We start from the raw sequence: 13,817 nt of genomic DNA, 5'->3' as shown, positions 1-13,817 counted from the left end.
CCTGTCGCGGTTGGGCCCTGCGCGAAGCTTAACCCGAACGCACCGGCGACGAGAGCGGCGTGATGTAGGAGAACCCGGTGCTGTTGTTCTTGGTCATCGAGAGCACCAGCTCCATGTGCGGCTCAAGCGCGGTGACCTTGTCGAGCGGGGAACCGATGATGAGCTGAAAGCCCAGTCCCTTCCACGCCGACACGGCACGGCCGGCGAACTCGGAGTCCGATTTCACGAAACCCTCATCGAGGAAGACCGGCGCGAAGCGCGGGCGGGTGCGACTCTCGTCGCCGAGCTGGAACCGCAGGGCGGCTCCCACGACGAACGCCACCAGTTCCTGGGACTCGCCACCGCTCTTGCCGCCGAGCGACGAGTAGGTGCTGACTTCCACGCCCTCCGGGGTGGTGCGCACGGCGGTGATCTCCACGTGCCGGCGCACGTCGAGCAGCAGATCGCGCTGGGATTCCTGGCGCGGACCGTCGGCGGACTTACGGATCAGGTTCATGAACGCCTGCAACCGGGTGAACCGGCTTTCGGTCTGCTCGTCGGTGAAGGCGTCCGTGGATCCGGAGGACAGCACCTTGAGTTCCGTGCGAAACGCGGTGGCGTCGTCGCGGTGGAGGCGACGCAACGCGATCTTGAGGCGGTCGCGCCCGGCTCCGAACGGCAGCGTGGTGAGGATCTCATTGATGGGACGGAGGCGATCTTCGATTTCCTCGATGGAGGAGGTGAATGCCCCGACCAGGGGAACCAGGTCCTGGCCGCTCCAGAGCGCGAGGCGGCGCTTCCACTCTTGACGCCGCTCGTGCAGGCCGAGTGTGTAGACGGCATCAAGGATGTCCCGGTAGCTCGGGTAGGAATCCAGCGAGACGCCGATGTTCGGGTCGGGCCAGCGGTTCTGAAAGGTCTCGAAGATGCCGACCAGAGTGTTGCGGGCGCCCGCGGCGCTGTCCCGGTCCTGGCTGGACTGCTCGGTGAGGCGCTCGCGCAGCCGCCTGATGGCCCCGTCGAACGCGTCGAGGTCATGCTGGTCGGCGACAGCCGCGAACTGGGCGTCGAGGTGGGTGGTGTGCTCCTCCGACAGTGACAGCGCGGTCTCCGGATCACCATCGATGCGGTCGAGGCGGCTGCTCACCGCATCCTGCCGGTCCACGATGCGGCCCTGCTCGGCGACGAGGGCCTGCAGGGCAACCTCCGTGGCGTGCTTCAGCTTCTGGGCTGTTTCCAGTTCGGCGGCCAGCCGCTCTTCCTCATCTTTCAGGGCGCGCAGCACGTCACTGTCGGCGAGCACGCGCTCGCGCTCGGCTTGCTTCTCAGCGATGCGGACATCCGCGGCTTGCACGTCGATGGCCGGCCAGGCCGCGTCGACGACGAACTGGTGTGCGGCCCTGCGGGCCCGGAGGTTGGCGAGGCTCGCACCATGCGCGGAGGCTTCACGCGCGAGGCTGTCGGCCTCCAGCCGCAGGCGGGCCAACTCCTCGTCGATGTCGTGCAGGCGGGTGCGACTGGAGAAGCCGATGATCGACTTCTGGTCGCTGTTCCAGCCATGGGCGCCGCGGGAACCGTTGCGGGTCTGCCCACTCGGGGTGACCCTCGGGCCGTCCCCGACGAGGTCGGCGGCCGTGGCGACGCACTCCGCGTCGAGATTCGCGGCCTGTACCCGGTCCCGCACCCAACCGCTGAAGGGCGAGTCCTTGAAGACGAGCTTTCCCGACACGAAGCGCGGGTCACCGTCGATCTGCTCGTGCGAGCGCAGCGGCACCCCGTCGAAGTGGATGCGCACGGGGATGCGGAGCGGGTCGATGGCCAGGCTCAGCGCGCGCAGACGAGTCTCGTCGACGAGCAGGACGCGCACGACGGATGCCAGGGTGACCTCGGCCGCCTGGCGCCAGGCGTCCTCGCCGGGGGCCAGATCGATCAGTTCGGCGAGGAAGGGTAGCTCCTCGGCGGGGATGCCCGACGCCTCGGCGATCAGCAGGCGTGCGCTGTGCAGGTGCTGGGGAACCAGGCTCGCCCGCCCGGACAGGAACTGGTGCTCCTGCCCCAGGGTGCGGAGGTTCTCCTCGACCGGGTAGGCCGTGCGTTGCAGCGCGCTTCTCGTGTTCTCGAGGTCGGTCTCGGCAGTGGGAAAGCCGGACAGGAACCCGTCGGCCGCGGCGCGGGCCCGATCGAAGTCGTCGCCGGAGTCGATGGAGAGGCCGAGAGGCCGGATGCGCTCGTCGAACTTGGAGCGCTCGGCGGCCACGTCGTCGCGTTTGTCGGTGAGCTGGCCAAGCTCGTTCTGCAGGCTGACGAGCACGTCGCCACCGTTGTCACGCTGCTGGCGCTGCAGGTCGGCGACGCGCGCTTTCAACGCGGTCTCGGCATCCCGGGCCGTCGTGGAGCGCAGCTGGGTGTCGCGCCGCTGCACCCGGTTGACGTCGGCTGCTTCCTCGAGCAGGCTCTGCTCCGTGCGGAGTTGCCACAGCACGAATGGGGTGTCGCCGGAGCGGTGCACGCCAAAGGTGTCGATCAGGTCGGCCTTATCGGTCGCCGTCTCGTAGACGCGATGCAGGTCGGGCAGGCGTTCCAGCACCTTGGCCTTCTGCGCCTCGGCGACCATGGCGCCGTAGGACCGTTCGAGGTCTTCGAAGTGGGCGACGGCCTTGTCGGCGGCCGCGTAGGTGGACGGTTCCTCCAGCACCATCGACTTGTAGAGCCCGTCGACCGTCTTCACCTGCTGGCCGGCCTGGATGCGTGCGAGCAGCCGGAGCGCCTTGCCGCCCTCACCGTTGGCGCCGATGCCCAGGCGGGTGTACAGGGTCTGGGCGAACGCCGCATAGGTGTCGAAGACATCCAGTTCGGGGAACCGGGATTTGAGAGCGCGCTTGTCGAACCGGGACTCGGTCACCTCGGCCAGGTCGCGCAGGTCGAGGTATCCGTCGATCGTGGCCATCTTCATGGTGATGTCGCCGAACCGGGTGCTGCCGCGGGGCACGAAGTAGGCCCGCAACACGGTGAAACGGCGCTGGTTGTCATCGATGAAGGTCATCGACACGGCACCCCAGGTGGACTCGTGGGCACCGCGGAGCACCTGGTCCTGCAGCTCGCCCGTGCCGGCCTCCCGGTTGGCGTCGGTCTTGCCCTTGAGGTAGGTCATCAGGCTGCGCTGGTCGGCGCTGCGCGCCCGCCCGGAACCGGCGTCGTTGGAGGCGCCGTTGAAGGGGGTGTCCGACGGCATCATCAGGGCGAGGTAGGCGTCGAGCAGGCTGCTCTTGCCGGTTCCGGACGCCCCGGACACCAGGGTGGCGCTGGGCGCGAAAGCAACCTCGTGGTGGCCCTGAAAGCCACCCCAGTTCACCATCTGGAACGACTCGGCGCGCCACTGCGTGGTGCCCTCGGTGAGGCCATCGACATAAAAGAGCGGGGAATCGTTCATGACAGGGCCTCCGGCAGGGCTTCGGACAGGAGACGCAGATCGTCGAGATCGGTGGCTTCCGAGCCGGAATCGGAGTTCTGGGTGACCAGCCACTCCAGCAGTTCGCTCAGCCGTTCCACCGGCAGCAGCACCTCGATCACGGCGGAGATGCGGAATCGGTCGGGGTCGCTGGTCTTCAGCAGCACCCGCGCCTTCGCGAGGCTGTCGACGGCGGCCGTGGCCTTTCGGGCGTCGCCCCAGCGGTCGGTGGCGTGTTCGGGCCGGAAATGACCGACGTTCTCCACCAGGTTGTCGCGGTCCACGATGACGATGTCATGGCCGTTGGCACGCTCGCTGCGGAATCGCTGCCGCAGCAGCACGAGCAGAATGGTCTCCTCCCGCGTGTAGGACACGTCGTGCAGCAGGGTCGGGAATCGGTCTCCGCCCTCGGCGACCGCCTGCCGTTTGAATGCCACCTCGTAGTGCAGGTCGACATGCAGATCGAGGAACATGTCGTTCAGTCGCGATTTGAGCAGGCTCTGGGAGCGCAGCAGTGTCTGCCATTCGGCCGGCTGCAGCGCGGCGGAGATGTAACGGTGCTTCAGCAGCAGCACCAGGGTGCGACGCTGCTCCACGGTGAGCCCGCCCTCGTCGCCCTCGAAGAGGGACAAGCTGGGCGAATCGATGTCGGTGTGCTCGGCGGTGGGCTCGTCAGTCATTGTCGGATCCGTAGTTCAGGGCGGACAGCGCCGCAGTTTCGTCGTCGCTGAGCATGATTCGGGGCACCTCGAAGCTGCGGGTGGAGCCGTCGGGTCGCACGGTTTCGAAGCGTTCGAGCGTCTGGGACCGGCTGACCGCATCGATCTGGGTGGCGATCTGCAGCATCCCCAGGATCTCGACCGGGCGGCGCAGGGTGACGTCGAGGTCGTTGAAGGCGTCACCGACGGATGCGGCGTCGCCGTGGTTGAAGGCCGTCACGATCGCGTCGCGCAGCTCCCCCAGCAGCGGGCCGCCCTGCGTGCGCATCTCGTCGAGACTCGGTGGCGGTGGGGCGTCGTCGGAGACATCCTGCAGCTCGGGCGGCGCGCGGTGGGCGCCCGGGTCGTAGAAGCGTTCGCGGAGGTGCGGGGCGTCGAGGGTTCCCGGCATGAGTTCGGCGGTGACCGTGCTGCGGGGCCCGGCGGTCTGCATCCAGGTCGCGAGTTCCTTGTTGATCTCGCGCAGCAGGCGCTCGAGTTCGCGGTCCTTGACCACGTCGTGGTTGACGATGTGCTCGCGCAGGGTGGTCGTCAACCCGTTGCGTTGGGTGAGCACATCATCGATGCCCTTGCGGATCAGGCGCACGGTGCCCATGAAGCTGCGGCGGTCGGTGGCGCTGAGTTCGAGGGCGAACGGATGCAGCAGGATCGTCTCCAGGTCGTCCCCCAGCTCCCGCAGCAGGTCGTCGTCGCGCAGCAGGGTGAAGGCCCCCTCGAAGGCGCGACCTTCCGGGGTCGAGGTCATCAGGGCATCCGTTTTCACGAGGTACTCGTCGAGTACCTCGCTGATCGGGCGTTCCTCGCCGCGGAAATCGTTGACGATCTGCCGGTGCATGGCGGCGACGGATTCCTCGACGCGTTTAAAATCGCTGGGCAGCTGGCCGATCAGGTCGACCAGGTCGGCGTAGCCCTCGCGCATCTGCTCGTTCGAGACGGGCGCGATCTCGCCGCCGGCTGCGAGGCGGTCACGCTCGGCGGCGTTCTCGGCGATCGCCCGGTCGAGGCGACGGATGCGCTCCTCCCGATCAGGGTTGGCCTGCGTGGCGCGGTGACGCACCGTATCGACGATCGTGGTGAGACGGGATTCGCTGATCAAAGCCCGATCGCGGGACAGGCTCTCGACCAGGAGCAGCGCCTCGAGGGCGTGCGAGGTGAGCGAGTAGTGTTCTTCGTCGCCCTCCCCCGTTTCGCGGAAAAGCCACTGGTCGTTCATCCACTGCACGCAGAGGGCCCGACCGGTCTTGCCCGGCACATCGCTGCCGACCGAGCGCAGGTCGGCAAGGTAGGCGTCGACCTGAGTGTGCAGCAGATCGGCCCGCACGCTGCGCCGGTCGCGGCTGAAGGAGGACTTGAACACGACGAGCACGAACGGCGCCCACTTGCGGTCCAGCAGGCGCAGGGTGGGTTTGTCGAAGGCTTCGCGCACCCGCGCCAGTTCACCCGCAAGCTCGCTCATATCGAAGTTCCTTCCCGGGCCTCCTCAAGGGTAACGGTCCCCGCGTGCGGGCCGGCACGCGGGCAGGCGCTCGTGGCGCGTGTGAGACTGGCAGGACAAGCTGAAGGAGCGACACGTGACCGACCCGCGCGCGAACATGGAGGGCAACAACCTGCTCAATCTCGGTGCGCCGCACCTGGACTGGTCGAAGACGCCCGGCCGGGTGCCGGGTTTCTGGGTGTCGGTCGTCAGCGTCGTCCTCGCGGTGCTGCTGCCGTTTCCCGCGCTGTTCGTTGCCCTGATCGGGCTTTCCCTTTCACTGCGGGCTTTCAGTGTGATCCCGGCCGGCGCCCGAGGGCGAGGGCTGGTGCTCGCGTCGCTGGCTCTGTCGGGAGTCGCGATTCTGGCTGTCGTCGTGCGGCTGGTTCTGGTCTTCGTCTAGCCGTCATGTTCTAGCCCTCGTGTTCCGCTCCGCGTCCTGAACGAATTCGACGGTGAATCTGGCCGAAATGTCCCAAAACCCGGCCGAAAAGCACTGTGCTCCAAAATCTCCGTCGATTGGTTCACCACGTCACGGCTTCAGCCGGCCCACCCCGGGGAGGAAGCGGCCGGCGCGGGCGCCGTAAGCGGCGTAGTCCGGTTGCTCGGCCACGAGCATCCGCTCTTCCCAGCGCGCCTTGCCCGCCAGCAACAGCACGAGGGCGAGCCAGGCTACGAGATGCCAGACCGATGCGCCGAGCAGCACGAGCCCCAGGCCGCCGATCATCAGACCGGTGTAGATGGGGCTGCGCACGAGACCGTATACACCGGTGGTGACCAGCGGCGCGTGCTCCCGCGGAATCGGACTCGCGGTGAGGGCCGGTCCGAGGCCGAGCACGCCGAGCACGGCGAAGACCGCGCCTACGACAGCGAGCACGATCGCGGCGACGACAACGGCGAGGTTCGCCGGCCACAGTGTGCCGTGGGGAAGGAGGGCCAGCGCCAGGAGTAGCAGGAACTGGGCCGACACCAGGGCAATTGCGAGCGCGCGCTTCATGGCTTAAGGCTACGCCCTGGGCTCGCGTGAGCACGAGAGGGAGCTTCCGCAGACATTGTGACCCTGAACGCCGGCCCGAGAAGGGCGGTGGGTCGTCGACGGCGCCCGGAGGCTCGAAGGGTATTGCCGGATCGGACCTGTAGTGGAGACCGCTGGGCGCAGTTCAGTGGAGCTCGCCGCCCGGCGACTGGGTCACCGTCCAGTTGGTTTGGGTCTTCAACCGGTGGTCGGGCGCACAGAGGCTGGCGAGGTTATCGTACCGAGTGATGCCGTCTTCTCGCCATTCGTGGCTGTGGTCCATCTCGGCGCGGGCCGCCGGTCGGTTGCAGCCGGCGAATCGGCAGGTTTCGTCTCGAATAACAAGGAGCCGTCGGAGGTCCTTCGGTACCCGGTACTGATGTCGGCCAACCGACAGCATCACGCCGGTCTCGGGATGGACGAGAATGCGGGTAAAGCTCGGCGCTCCGGCCGCCAGTTCCCGGGCCGTCTCGGGGTCGATCGGCCCGCACCCCTCAAGGTGACCCGGCTCGTCGCCGCGGCCGAGGAGGGTGAGCACCGGCACCGGCACCGTCACGTTCACGGTGGCGCGGATGCCCCGGCCGAGCCCCGCGGGGGTGACGCCGTCGACTACCAGTGCCGCGAAGGCATCCGCTCTGAGCTGGGCCAGGACGCTCATTCTGCGAGCGAGGGACGCCGCGTCGCCGGACGTCTCGGCCGTCACGACGCCGAGCACGCCACCGTCGTCAAGCTCCTTGATGTCGAAGTTCTGACGGTCGAAGTCCTCGATGTCGCTGAGATCGGCCAGGTTTTCCATACCCCAATTTCAGCACTGATGAAATCTCAGTTCTAGTAGCGCGCCGCAAATGTGCGCTACTTTTCGAAGATGTTGACCATCAATACCAGCCCGAGGCCACCGACTTGTTCCACGCTCCACAGGGGTCGCCGTAGCGCTCCGCGATGTAGTTCAGACCCCAGGAGATCTGGGTGGCCGGGTTGGTCGCCCAGTCGGCGCCGGCCGAGGCCATCTTGCTGCCGGGCAGGGCCTGCGGGATGCCGGTGGCACCGCTCGAGGCGTTGTAGGCGTTGACGTTCCAGCCGGACTCCTTGTTCCAGAGGCTGACCAGGCATCCGAGCTGGTCGGCGCCCCAGCCGTACTTGGACGCCATCATGTCCCGGGCGATCGCCTGGGCTCCGCTGGGGTTCGTGGGGGCGGCGGGGCGGGGCGGTGCCGGGGAAGGAGCGACCGGCTTCGGTGCTGCCGGCTTCGGAGCCGCCGCCTGGGCAGCAGCCTGCGCCTGGGCATCCGCGGCAGCCTGAGCAGCTGCGGCAGCCGCTGTGGCAGCCGCAGCCTGCTCCGCGGCGAGGCGATCGGCCTCAGCGGTCGAGGCCTTCACGACCTCGGCTTGGGCAGTGACCGTCTCCACAAGATCGAAAACTCGCTCGGGGGCCAGAAGCGTGTACTCGCTGAGCGAGGCGACGGTGCTCGAGAGGGCCGAGACATCCGTCTTGCCCTGGGCCGCCGCGATCACGCCGGTGGCACCGGCAAGGGTGGTGCGGGCGCTCGCGGAGGCGTGGGCCGGGACGACTCCCTCGAGACTGCCTGCTTGCTCGGGATGAGGGCCGGTGGCGGCTGCCAGAGCTGCGGTGGCAATGATGCGTTTCTTTTGCTCGGCCTCGGCAGCCTGCGACGCAGACTGGGCGGAGAATCCACTGCCCACGATGGCGCCGACGGCGATGACGGCACCGGCCACGAAAAGGCGACTTCGTCCACGCCGGCGACGCGTTTCCTGATGGCGGGTGAATCCGATGTCGGTGCCGATTGCGGCTGCCGCACGGATCGGCATGGCGTCCGATTCAGGTTTTGAACTGGGGAAAAGGTCGGACGAAGGGGAAGACGAGTCTGAGTTTGGCATAACTTTCACAGGGCGAAGCGCGCGCGCGGCTGCGCTCACGATTCTTTTTTGACGTTCCACGGTCGGGGATCCGGCCGGGCGAAGTTTCAAGACTGCCCGGAATTTCTGGACGTATCCTCATTTTAAGCTGGCAGAGTGCTGGCAAAGCGGGGTGGCGGGATTGCTCAAGAGTTGATCTGGTGGGCCGAAATCCGGATGGTCGTGATGCAATGGTCCGTGATGTCACAACGCACCGCACCACCGCACCGCTTCGTCTATTCGGCCGATGGAGTCAACCTGGCCACCTACGAATTCGGAGATTCGAGGGCCCCCACCGTGCTCGCCGTGCACGGCTTCGCCTCCAGCGCCGTCGCCAATTGGCACGTCACCGGCTGGACGCGCGATCTCATCCGCGCCGGCTTCCACGTGATCGCGATCGACCAGCGCGGGCACGGCCTGAGCGACAAGCCCCGCTCCCCCGCCGACTACACGATGGAGGCGTTGGTCGACGACGTGTTGCGGGTACTCGACGCCTACCTGCTCGACGAGGTCGCCTACGCGGGATACTCCCTCGGCGCCCGCGTGGGCTGGCAGGCCGCCCGCGAACTGGAGGGACGCATCTCGCGGGCCGTGCTCGGCGGCATACCCGACGGTGACCCCCTCAAACGCTTCAAGATCACGGATGCCCGCGCTCATATCGAGCACGGCACCGAGGTCGCCGACCGCCTTACCGGCGCCTACCTGACCATGGCCCGCGCGCTGCCCGGCAACGACCTCAAAGCCCTCGTGGCCCTCGTCGAGGGAATGCGCGGCGGCCCCCAACCCGGCGCGGACAACGCGCCGACGCAGCCCCTGCTCTTCGCCACCGGGACCAAAGACAGCATCCTCGAGGCCTCCAAGGCACTCGCCGCGGCCACACCGAGCGGAGAATTCTTCGAGGTCCCCGGGCGCAATAACTTCAACGCCCCGACGTCACGCGCGTTCCGGGAGGCGGCGATCGAGTTCTTCCGCAGCGGAAGCAGCAGCGGGAGGGTCGAGGTTCCCCTGCTCTGCTAGTCTGCGCTCATGGGGGCAAAGACTTTCGATCGCGGCGTCGGCGTCGTCATCGGGCTTGTGGCTGGAGGCGCAGCGGCCCTCCTCTGGTTCGTCGTCGCCGCCGGAACGCCGACGGCGGGCGAAATGCCCTCCCAAGGGCTGCTGCTCGGAATGTGGCGGGTGCTCTATGATTTGGCGGCACCGACGCCGCGGGTCATCCTCGGCGCCGTTGCTCTGGCTTTCCTCTTCGCCGCAGGAATTGCAATGCTCGAACGAGGAACGTCCAGCAAGGCCCGTCGATCCTTAAACCAGCGCACCACGCCCCTCTCGGCGGGAGTCGTAATGGCACGAACGCGCGGAGTCTTCGCCGGCGCCGTGACCGTCACCGTTCTGGTGCCCGCGCACAACGAAGAGGCTTCGATCTTCGCGACACTCTCATCGCTGCTCGCCCAGTCGCACCGCCCGGAACGCGTCGTGGTCGTGGCGGATAACTGCACCGACGGGACCGTCGACATTGCCCGATCGCTGGGGGTGGAGATCTTCGAATCTCGCCGGAACACATTCAAGAAAGCCGGGGCACTTAATCAGATCCTGAAGGTGCTCCTACCGGGCCAGGGCGACAACGACCTCATCATGGTCTTGGATGCCGACACACGTCTCGACGACGGCTTCTTGGAGGCCGCCGTCGGTCGCTTCACCAGCGATCGTGCGCTGATGGCGGTCGGTGGGTTGTTCTACGGCGAGGAAGGTTCCGGGCTTCTCGGTCAGTTCCAGCGCAACGAGTACATTCGGTACTCCCGTGACATTCGCCGTCGCCGGGGCCACGTCTTCGTTCTCACGGGCACCGCTTCGCTATTCCGGCCCGCCGCCTTGCGTACGGTGGCTGAAAGTCGCGGCGACACGATTCCCGGTGCCAGCGGGGATGTCTATGACACGGCTGCGCTCACGGAAGACAACGAGCTCACCATTGCCCTGAAGTCGCTGGGCGCGCTCATCATCTCTCCCTCGGAGTGCACGGTCGTCACCGAGGTAATGCCAACCGTTCGCACTCTGTGGGTGCAACGTCTGCGCTGGCAACGGGGCGCGTTGGAGAACATCGGGGCGTACGGCGTCTCACCGTCCACCTTCCGGTACTGGGCCCAGCAGTTGGGCCTGGGCTACAGCGTCATCGCGCTCAGCGCGTTCCTGCTGCTCGTGCTCGTGACGCTTCTGGCGATCGATTCGTGGGTTTGGTTTCCGTTCTGGCTGGGCCTCGGTCTCGTTTTCATCGCCGAACGTGTCGTGTCGGTCTGGGCGGGCGGCCGACGGGCACGCCTGCTGGCGCTTACGCTTTTCCCCGAGCTGATCTTCGATGTGTTCCTCGACCTCGTCTACGTCAAGGGGATCATCGACATCACCCTGGGCCGGCAGGCACAGTGGGGCCATGTCGTCCACTCCGCACCCCACGACGAACTGCGAAGGGTGGACTGATCCATCATGGTTGGTGCTCTCCCCGCCCTGGTTCCGGTCGGAATCCTCCTTCCGTCAACGGTGCTTCAATCGGACGAATTCGCCATCCTTGCGGCGTTCGTCGCCATCAATACGGTCATGTTCGCCGCACTCGCGGTTGCGAAGATCCTCCCGAAGGTGCACCCCACGGACTGGTTTCGCGGACGCAACCGCCGGGCTGCAACCAGGAGCATCCATCCGGACGAACGCCTCTAGCGTGGAACGCCTGAGCTCTCAGGCGGCAGCGGCCGCCTGAGAAGTGAGCGCAGCACGACGGTCGAGGTGGATCCCGGCGAGCATGCACCGCACTGAGCCGCCTGCGAGTTCGATCGTGGGCACGTCAAGCGGCAGGATCGCGCAGCTCTGCTCGATGATCCGGCGCTGCTCGGCAGTCAGACTGCCGAGGGCGCGGCGGGAGAGCGCCAGCATCCGTCCGTTCCGGCCGTGCAGTTCGATCGCGTTGCCGGCGTAGTTGCGGATCTGATCGCGGTCGAGGGCGATCACCTGACGATCCTGCGCGGCCAGGCGCTCCACGACGTGGCTGCGCCGGGCCGGCGACTCGATCAGGTCGAGACCGACCAGGGCAAAGTCCGTGGCGATGCACATCATGACGTTGGTGTGGTAGATCGGCGTGCCGTTCTCGTCAGACGCGTCGAAGACGATGGGCTCGTAGCCGAAGTTGGTGCAGAACCGTTCGAGCGCAATCGGGTCGGCCCGCCGCGACCGGGCCACATAGGCGATGCGCGCCGCATGGTCGAGAACCATGGCGCCGGTTCCCTCGAGGAAGACGTCGTCAAGTTCGAGACCGGAGTAGTCGACGACATCCTGCACGCGGTAGCGCTGCTTGAGCATCTCGACGATGTCACCCCGACGCTCGGTGCGCCGGTTCGGCGCGTGCATCGGATAGAGCGCCACGTGACCCCCGGCGTGGGTCGAGATCCAGTTGTTGGGGAACACGCTGTCGGGGCGGCCCGGCCCGTCGTCATCGAACAGGTGCACCGCGATGCCCTGCGCCTCCAGGGTGCCTGCTACCTGGGTCACCTCGGCGTAGGCGGCCTCGGCCACCAGGGCGGCGTCGTGCCCGGCGTCCCGTGACTGGAAAGCGTTGTCATGGGCCGTCTCGGGGTTCGGCGAGAATAAATGTGGCCGGATGAGCACCACGGCCGACGGGGCCTGCACGGACACCGGGGTCAGACGAGGACGGGCGCGCCCGCGGTGACCAGACCGAAGAGGTCTTTCGGGTCATCGGGGTCGGCGACGAGGTCGATGTCGGTGTAGAACGAGGTCTGGTCGACGGCATCCTGCAGGAAGCGGAGCGCCGAGAAGTCCTCGATGGCGAAGCCTACGGAGTCGAAGACCGTGATCTGCGCTGCCGAGGTGCGGCCGGCGGCCTCGCCGAGGAGCACCTGCCAGATCTCGGTGACCGGGAATTCGGGGTGCATCTGCTGGATTTCGCCCTCGATACGGGTCTGCGCGGTGAATTCCACGAAGACGTCGGCGCGGTGCAGGATGCCCGCGTCGAGCTCCGTCTTGCCCGGGCAGTCGCCGCCGATGGCGTTGATGTGCACGCCGGGGCCGACCATGGCGTCGGTGAGTACGGTGGCATTCGCCTTGTCCGCGGTGCAGGTCGTGATGATGTCGGCACCGGTCACGGCATCCGTCGCCCCGGTGGCGACCAGGATCTCGAAACCGAGCGGAGTCAGGTTGCGCACGAATTTGGCGAGGGCATCGGGATCGGTGTCCCAGACGCGGAGCCGGTTGATGCCGAGGAGCCCGCGAAAGGCGAGCGCCTGGAACTCCGACTGGGTGCCCGTGCCGATCATGGCCATGGTGTGGGCGTCGGGGCGGGCCAGCACGCGGGCGACCATGGCCGAGGTCGCGGCGGTGCGGAAGGCCGTGAGCACGGTCATCTCGGACCAGAACGTGGGGTAGCCGCTCTGCACGTCGGCGAGGACGCCGAAGGCGGTGACGGTCTGCAGGCCGCGCGACGGGTTCGACGGATGGCCGTTGACGTACTTGAAGCCGTAGGTGACGCCGTCGCTCGTGGGCATGAGTTCGATCACGCCGAGCGGTGAGTGGCTGGCGACGCGCGGTGCCTTGTCGAAGGTAGGCCAGCGGCGGAAGTCCCGCTCGAGGTACTCGACCATGTCGGTGAGGATGCGTTCCACACCGGTCGCGGCGGCCCACCGGTTGATGTTTCCTACGTCTACAAAGCGCACCACGCGCGTCTCCCCTCGTTCAGAATTACAACACTATGCGTGGGCAATGTGCAGCCGCCATTCGATTATTGCCGCATTCTGCCCAGGTGACTATGCATTATGCCCTCTGGATACATACACTATGTGCAATGTATCCCCTTGATGACTCGACCGCCGCCTGCTCTCCGCCCTCCGCGTGAACGCCGCGAGCCCGTGGCCAGCCTCGCCCGCGACCTCGGTGTCACCCGGTCCACGGTCGACAGCAGGCTCGAGAGGCTGACCGATTCGGGAACCGTCGTGGGTTTCGGCGTGCGGATCAGGGAGGACCGCGACCCGAACTCGATTTGGGCGGTCACCCTGATCGAGGTGGAGGGGCGCGCGAACACGAAGGTGATCCACGCCCTTCGCGGCTTTCCGGAGGTGAAGGCCCTGCACTCGACGTCGAAACCTCCCTGATGGTGCGTGGACGCACGTCCGTCGACCGGATGCGGGAGGTGGAGGTGGAGGCAGGCTACCGGGAGGTCAGCCGGGAGCTGACGCCGCCGGACCGGAGCACCGAGCCCCCCAGCAAGACCATGCTCGACGGC

13 protein-coding genes are annotated in these 13,817 nt (G+C 67.1%); 5 read left to right on the top strand and 8 right to left on the bottom strand.

Features of this window, described 5'->3' with window-relative positions; translation table 11 throughout:
• Positions 1–28: 28 nt before the first annotated feature.
• The 3 genes from E3O62_RS08580 to E3O62_RS08570 are packed head-to-tail and all read right to left on the bottom strand — an operon-like array spanning position 29 to position 5,602.
• Positions 29–3,409 (bottom strand): ATP-binding protein, encoded by a 3,381-nt coding sequence (locus E3O62_RS08580; RefSeq protein ID WP_134398221.1) that lies wholly within the window; start codon positions 3,407–3,409, stop codon positions 29–31.
• The gene (locus E3O62_RS08575) at positions 3,406–4,107 is read right to left on the bottom strand and encodes a DUF4194 domain-containing protein (RefSeq protein WP_134394520.1); all 702 of its coding nucleotides are present in this window, start codon (positions 4,105–4,107) and stop codon (positions 3,406–3,408) included. The genes E3O62_RS08580 and E3O62_RS08575 overlap by 4 nt, the downstream gene beginning before the upstream one ends.
• On the bottom strand, positions 4,100–5,602 hold the full coding sequence (locus E3O62_RS08570; RefSeq protein ID WP_134394521.1) for a DUF3375 domain-containing protein: 1,503 nt from the start codon (positions 5,600–5,602) through the stop codon (positions 4,100–4,102). The genes E3O62_RS08575 and E3O62_RS08570 overlap by 8 nt, the downstream gene beginning before the upstream one ends.
• A 115-nt stretch (positions 5,603–5,717) precedes the next feature.
• On the opposite strand from E3O62_RS08570, the gene E3O62_RS08565 reads away from it, so the two are divergent.
• Entirely contained in the window at positions 5,718–6,023 is a 306-nt protein-coding gene (locus tag E3O62_RS08565; RefSeq protein WP_104101449.1) for a hypothetical protein, read from the top strand.
• Positions 6,024–6,152: 129 nt separating this feature from the next.
• Here E3O62_RS08565 and E3O62_RS08560 read toward each other — a convergent pair whose 3' ends face one another.
• The 3 genes from E3O62_RS08560 to E3O62_RS08550 form a co-directional block, all read right to left on the bottom strand.
• Positions 6,153–6,617, bottom strand: a complete 465-nt coding sequence (locus E3O62_RS08560; RefSeq protein WP_134398220.1) for an isoprenylcysteine carboxylmethyltransferase family protein — start codon at positions 6,615–6,617, stop codon at positions 6,153–6,155.
• Positions 6,618–6,780: 163 nt separating this feature from the next.
• Positions 6,781–7,431 carry an HNH endonuclease signature motif containing protein gene (locus tag E3O62_RS08555; protein WP_134398219.1) on the bottom strand — a complete coding sequence of 217 codons (651 nt, stop codon included), beginning with the start codon at positions 7,429–7,431 and terminating at the stop codon, positions 6,781–6,783.
• Positions 7,432–7,510: 79 nt separating this feature from the next.
• A complete protein-coding gene (locus E3O62_RS08550; RefSeq protein WP_241973391.1) occupies positions 7,511–8,368 on the bottom strand; it encodes a transglycosylase SLT domain-containing protein in 858 nt (285 codons plus the stop codon).
• 381 nt (positions 8,369–8,749) lie between these two features.
• Here E3O62_RS08550 and E3O62_RS08545 point away from each other — a divergent pair, with 381 nt between their 5' ends.
• The 3 genes from E3O62_RS08545 to E3O62_RS08535 are packed head-to-tail and all read left to right on the top strand — an operon-like array spanning position 8,750 to position 11,248.
• The gene (locus E3O62_RS08545; protein WP_241973390.1) at positions 8,750–9,565 is read left to right on the top strand and encodes an alpha/beta fold hydrolase; all 816 of its coding nucleotides are present in this window, start codon (positions 8,750–8,752) and stop codon (positions 9,563–9,565) included.
• A 9-nt stretch (positions 9,566–9,574) separates the two neighbouring features.
• Complete coding sequence (locus E3O62_RS08540; RefSeq protein WP_134398217.1) at positions 9,575–11,014, top strand: glycosyltransferase; 1,440 nt, start codon at positions 9,575–9,577, stop codon at positions 11,012–11,014.
• Positions 11,015–11,020: 6 nt separating this feature from the next.
• Positions 11,021–11,248, top strand: a complete 228-nt coding sequence (locus E3O62_RS08535; protein ID WP_134398216.1) for a hypothetical protein — start codon at positions 11,021–11,023, stop codon at positions 11,246–11,248.
• An 18-nt stretch (positions 11,249–11,266) separates the two neighbouring features.
• Here E3O62_RS08535 and ctlX read toward each other — a convergent pair whose 3' ends face one another.
• Together ctlX and E3O62_RS08525 are read right to left on the bottom strand one after the other, a co-directional pair.
• Positions 11,267–12,217 (bottom strand): citrulline utilization hydrolase CtlX, encoded by a 951-nt coding sequence (gene ctlX / locus E3O62_RS08530; protein ID WP_198413771.1) that lies wholly within the window; start codon positions 12,215–12,217, stop codon positions 11,267–11,269.
• A 5-nt stretch (positions 12,218–12,222) separates the two neighbouring features.
• The gene (locus E3O62_RS08525) at positions 12,223–13,254 is read right to left on the bottom strand and encodes an ornithine cyclodeaminase (RefSeq protein ID WP_134398214.1); all 1,032 of its coding nucleotides are present in this window, start codon (positions 13,252–13,254) and stop codon (positions 12,223–12,225) included.
• Positions 13,255–13,392: 138 nt separating this feature from the next.
• Between E3O62_RS08525 and E3O62_RS08520 the strand changes: the two genes are divergently transcribed.
• Positions 13,393–13,686, top strand: a complete 294-nt coding sequence (locus tag E3O62_RS08520) for an Lrp/AsnC family transcriptional regulator (protein WP_134398213.1) — start codon at positions 13,393–13,395, stop codon at positions 13,684–13,686.
• The last annotated feature ends 131 nt before the right edge of the window (positions 13,687–13,817 follow it).

Source organism: Cryobacterium sp. TMT2-15-1, assembly GCF_004402345.1.
Taxonomy (GTDB): Bacteria; Actinomycetota; Actinomycetes; order Actinomycetales; family Microbacteriaceae; genus Cryobacterium; species Cryobacterium sandaracinum.
Note: the sequence above shows the minus strand (reverse complement) of the source record. Positions and strands in the feature narration are given on the sequence as shown.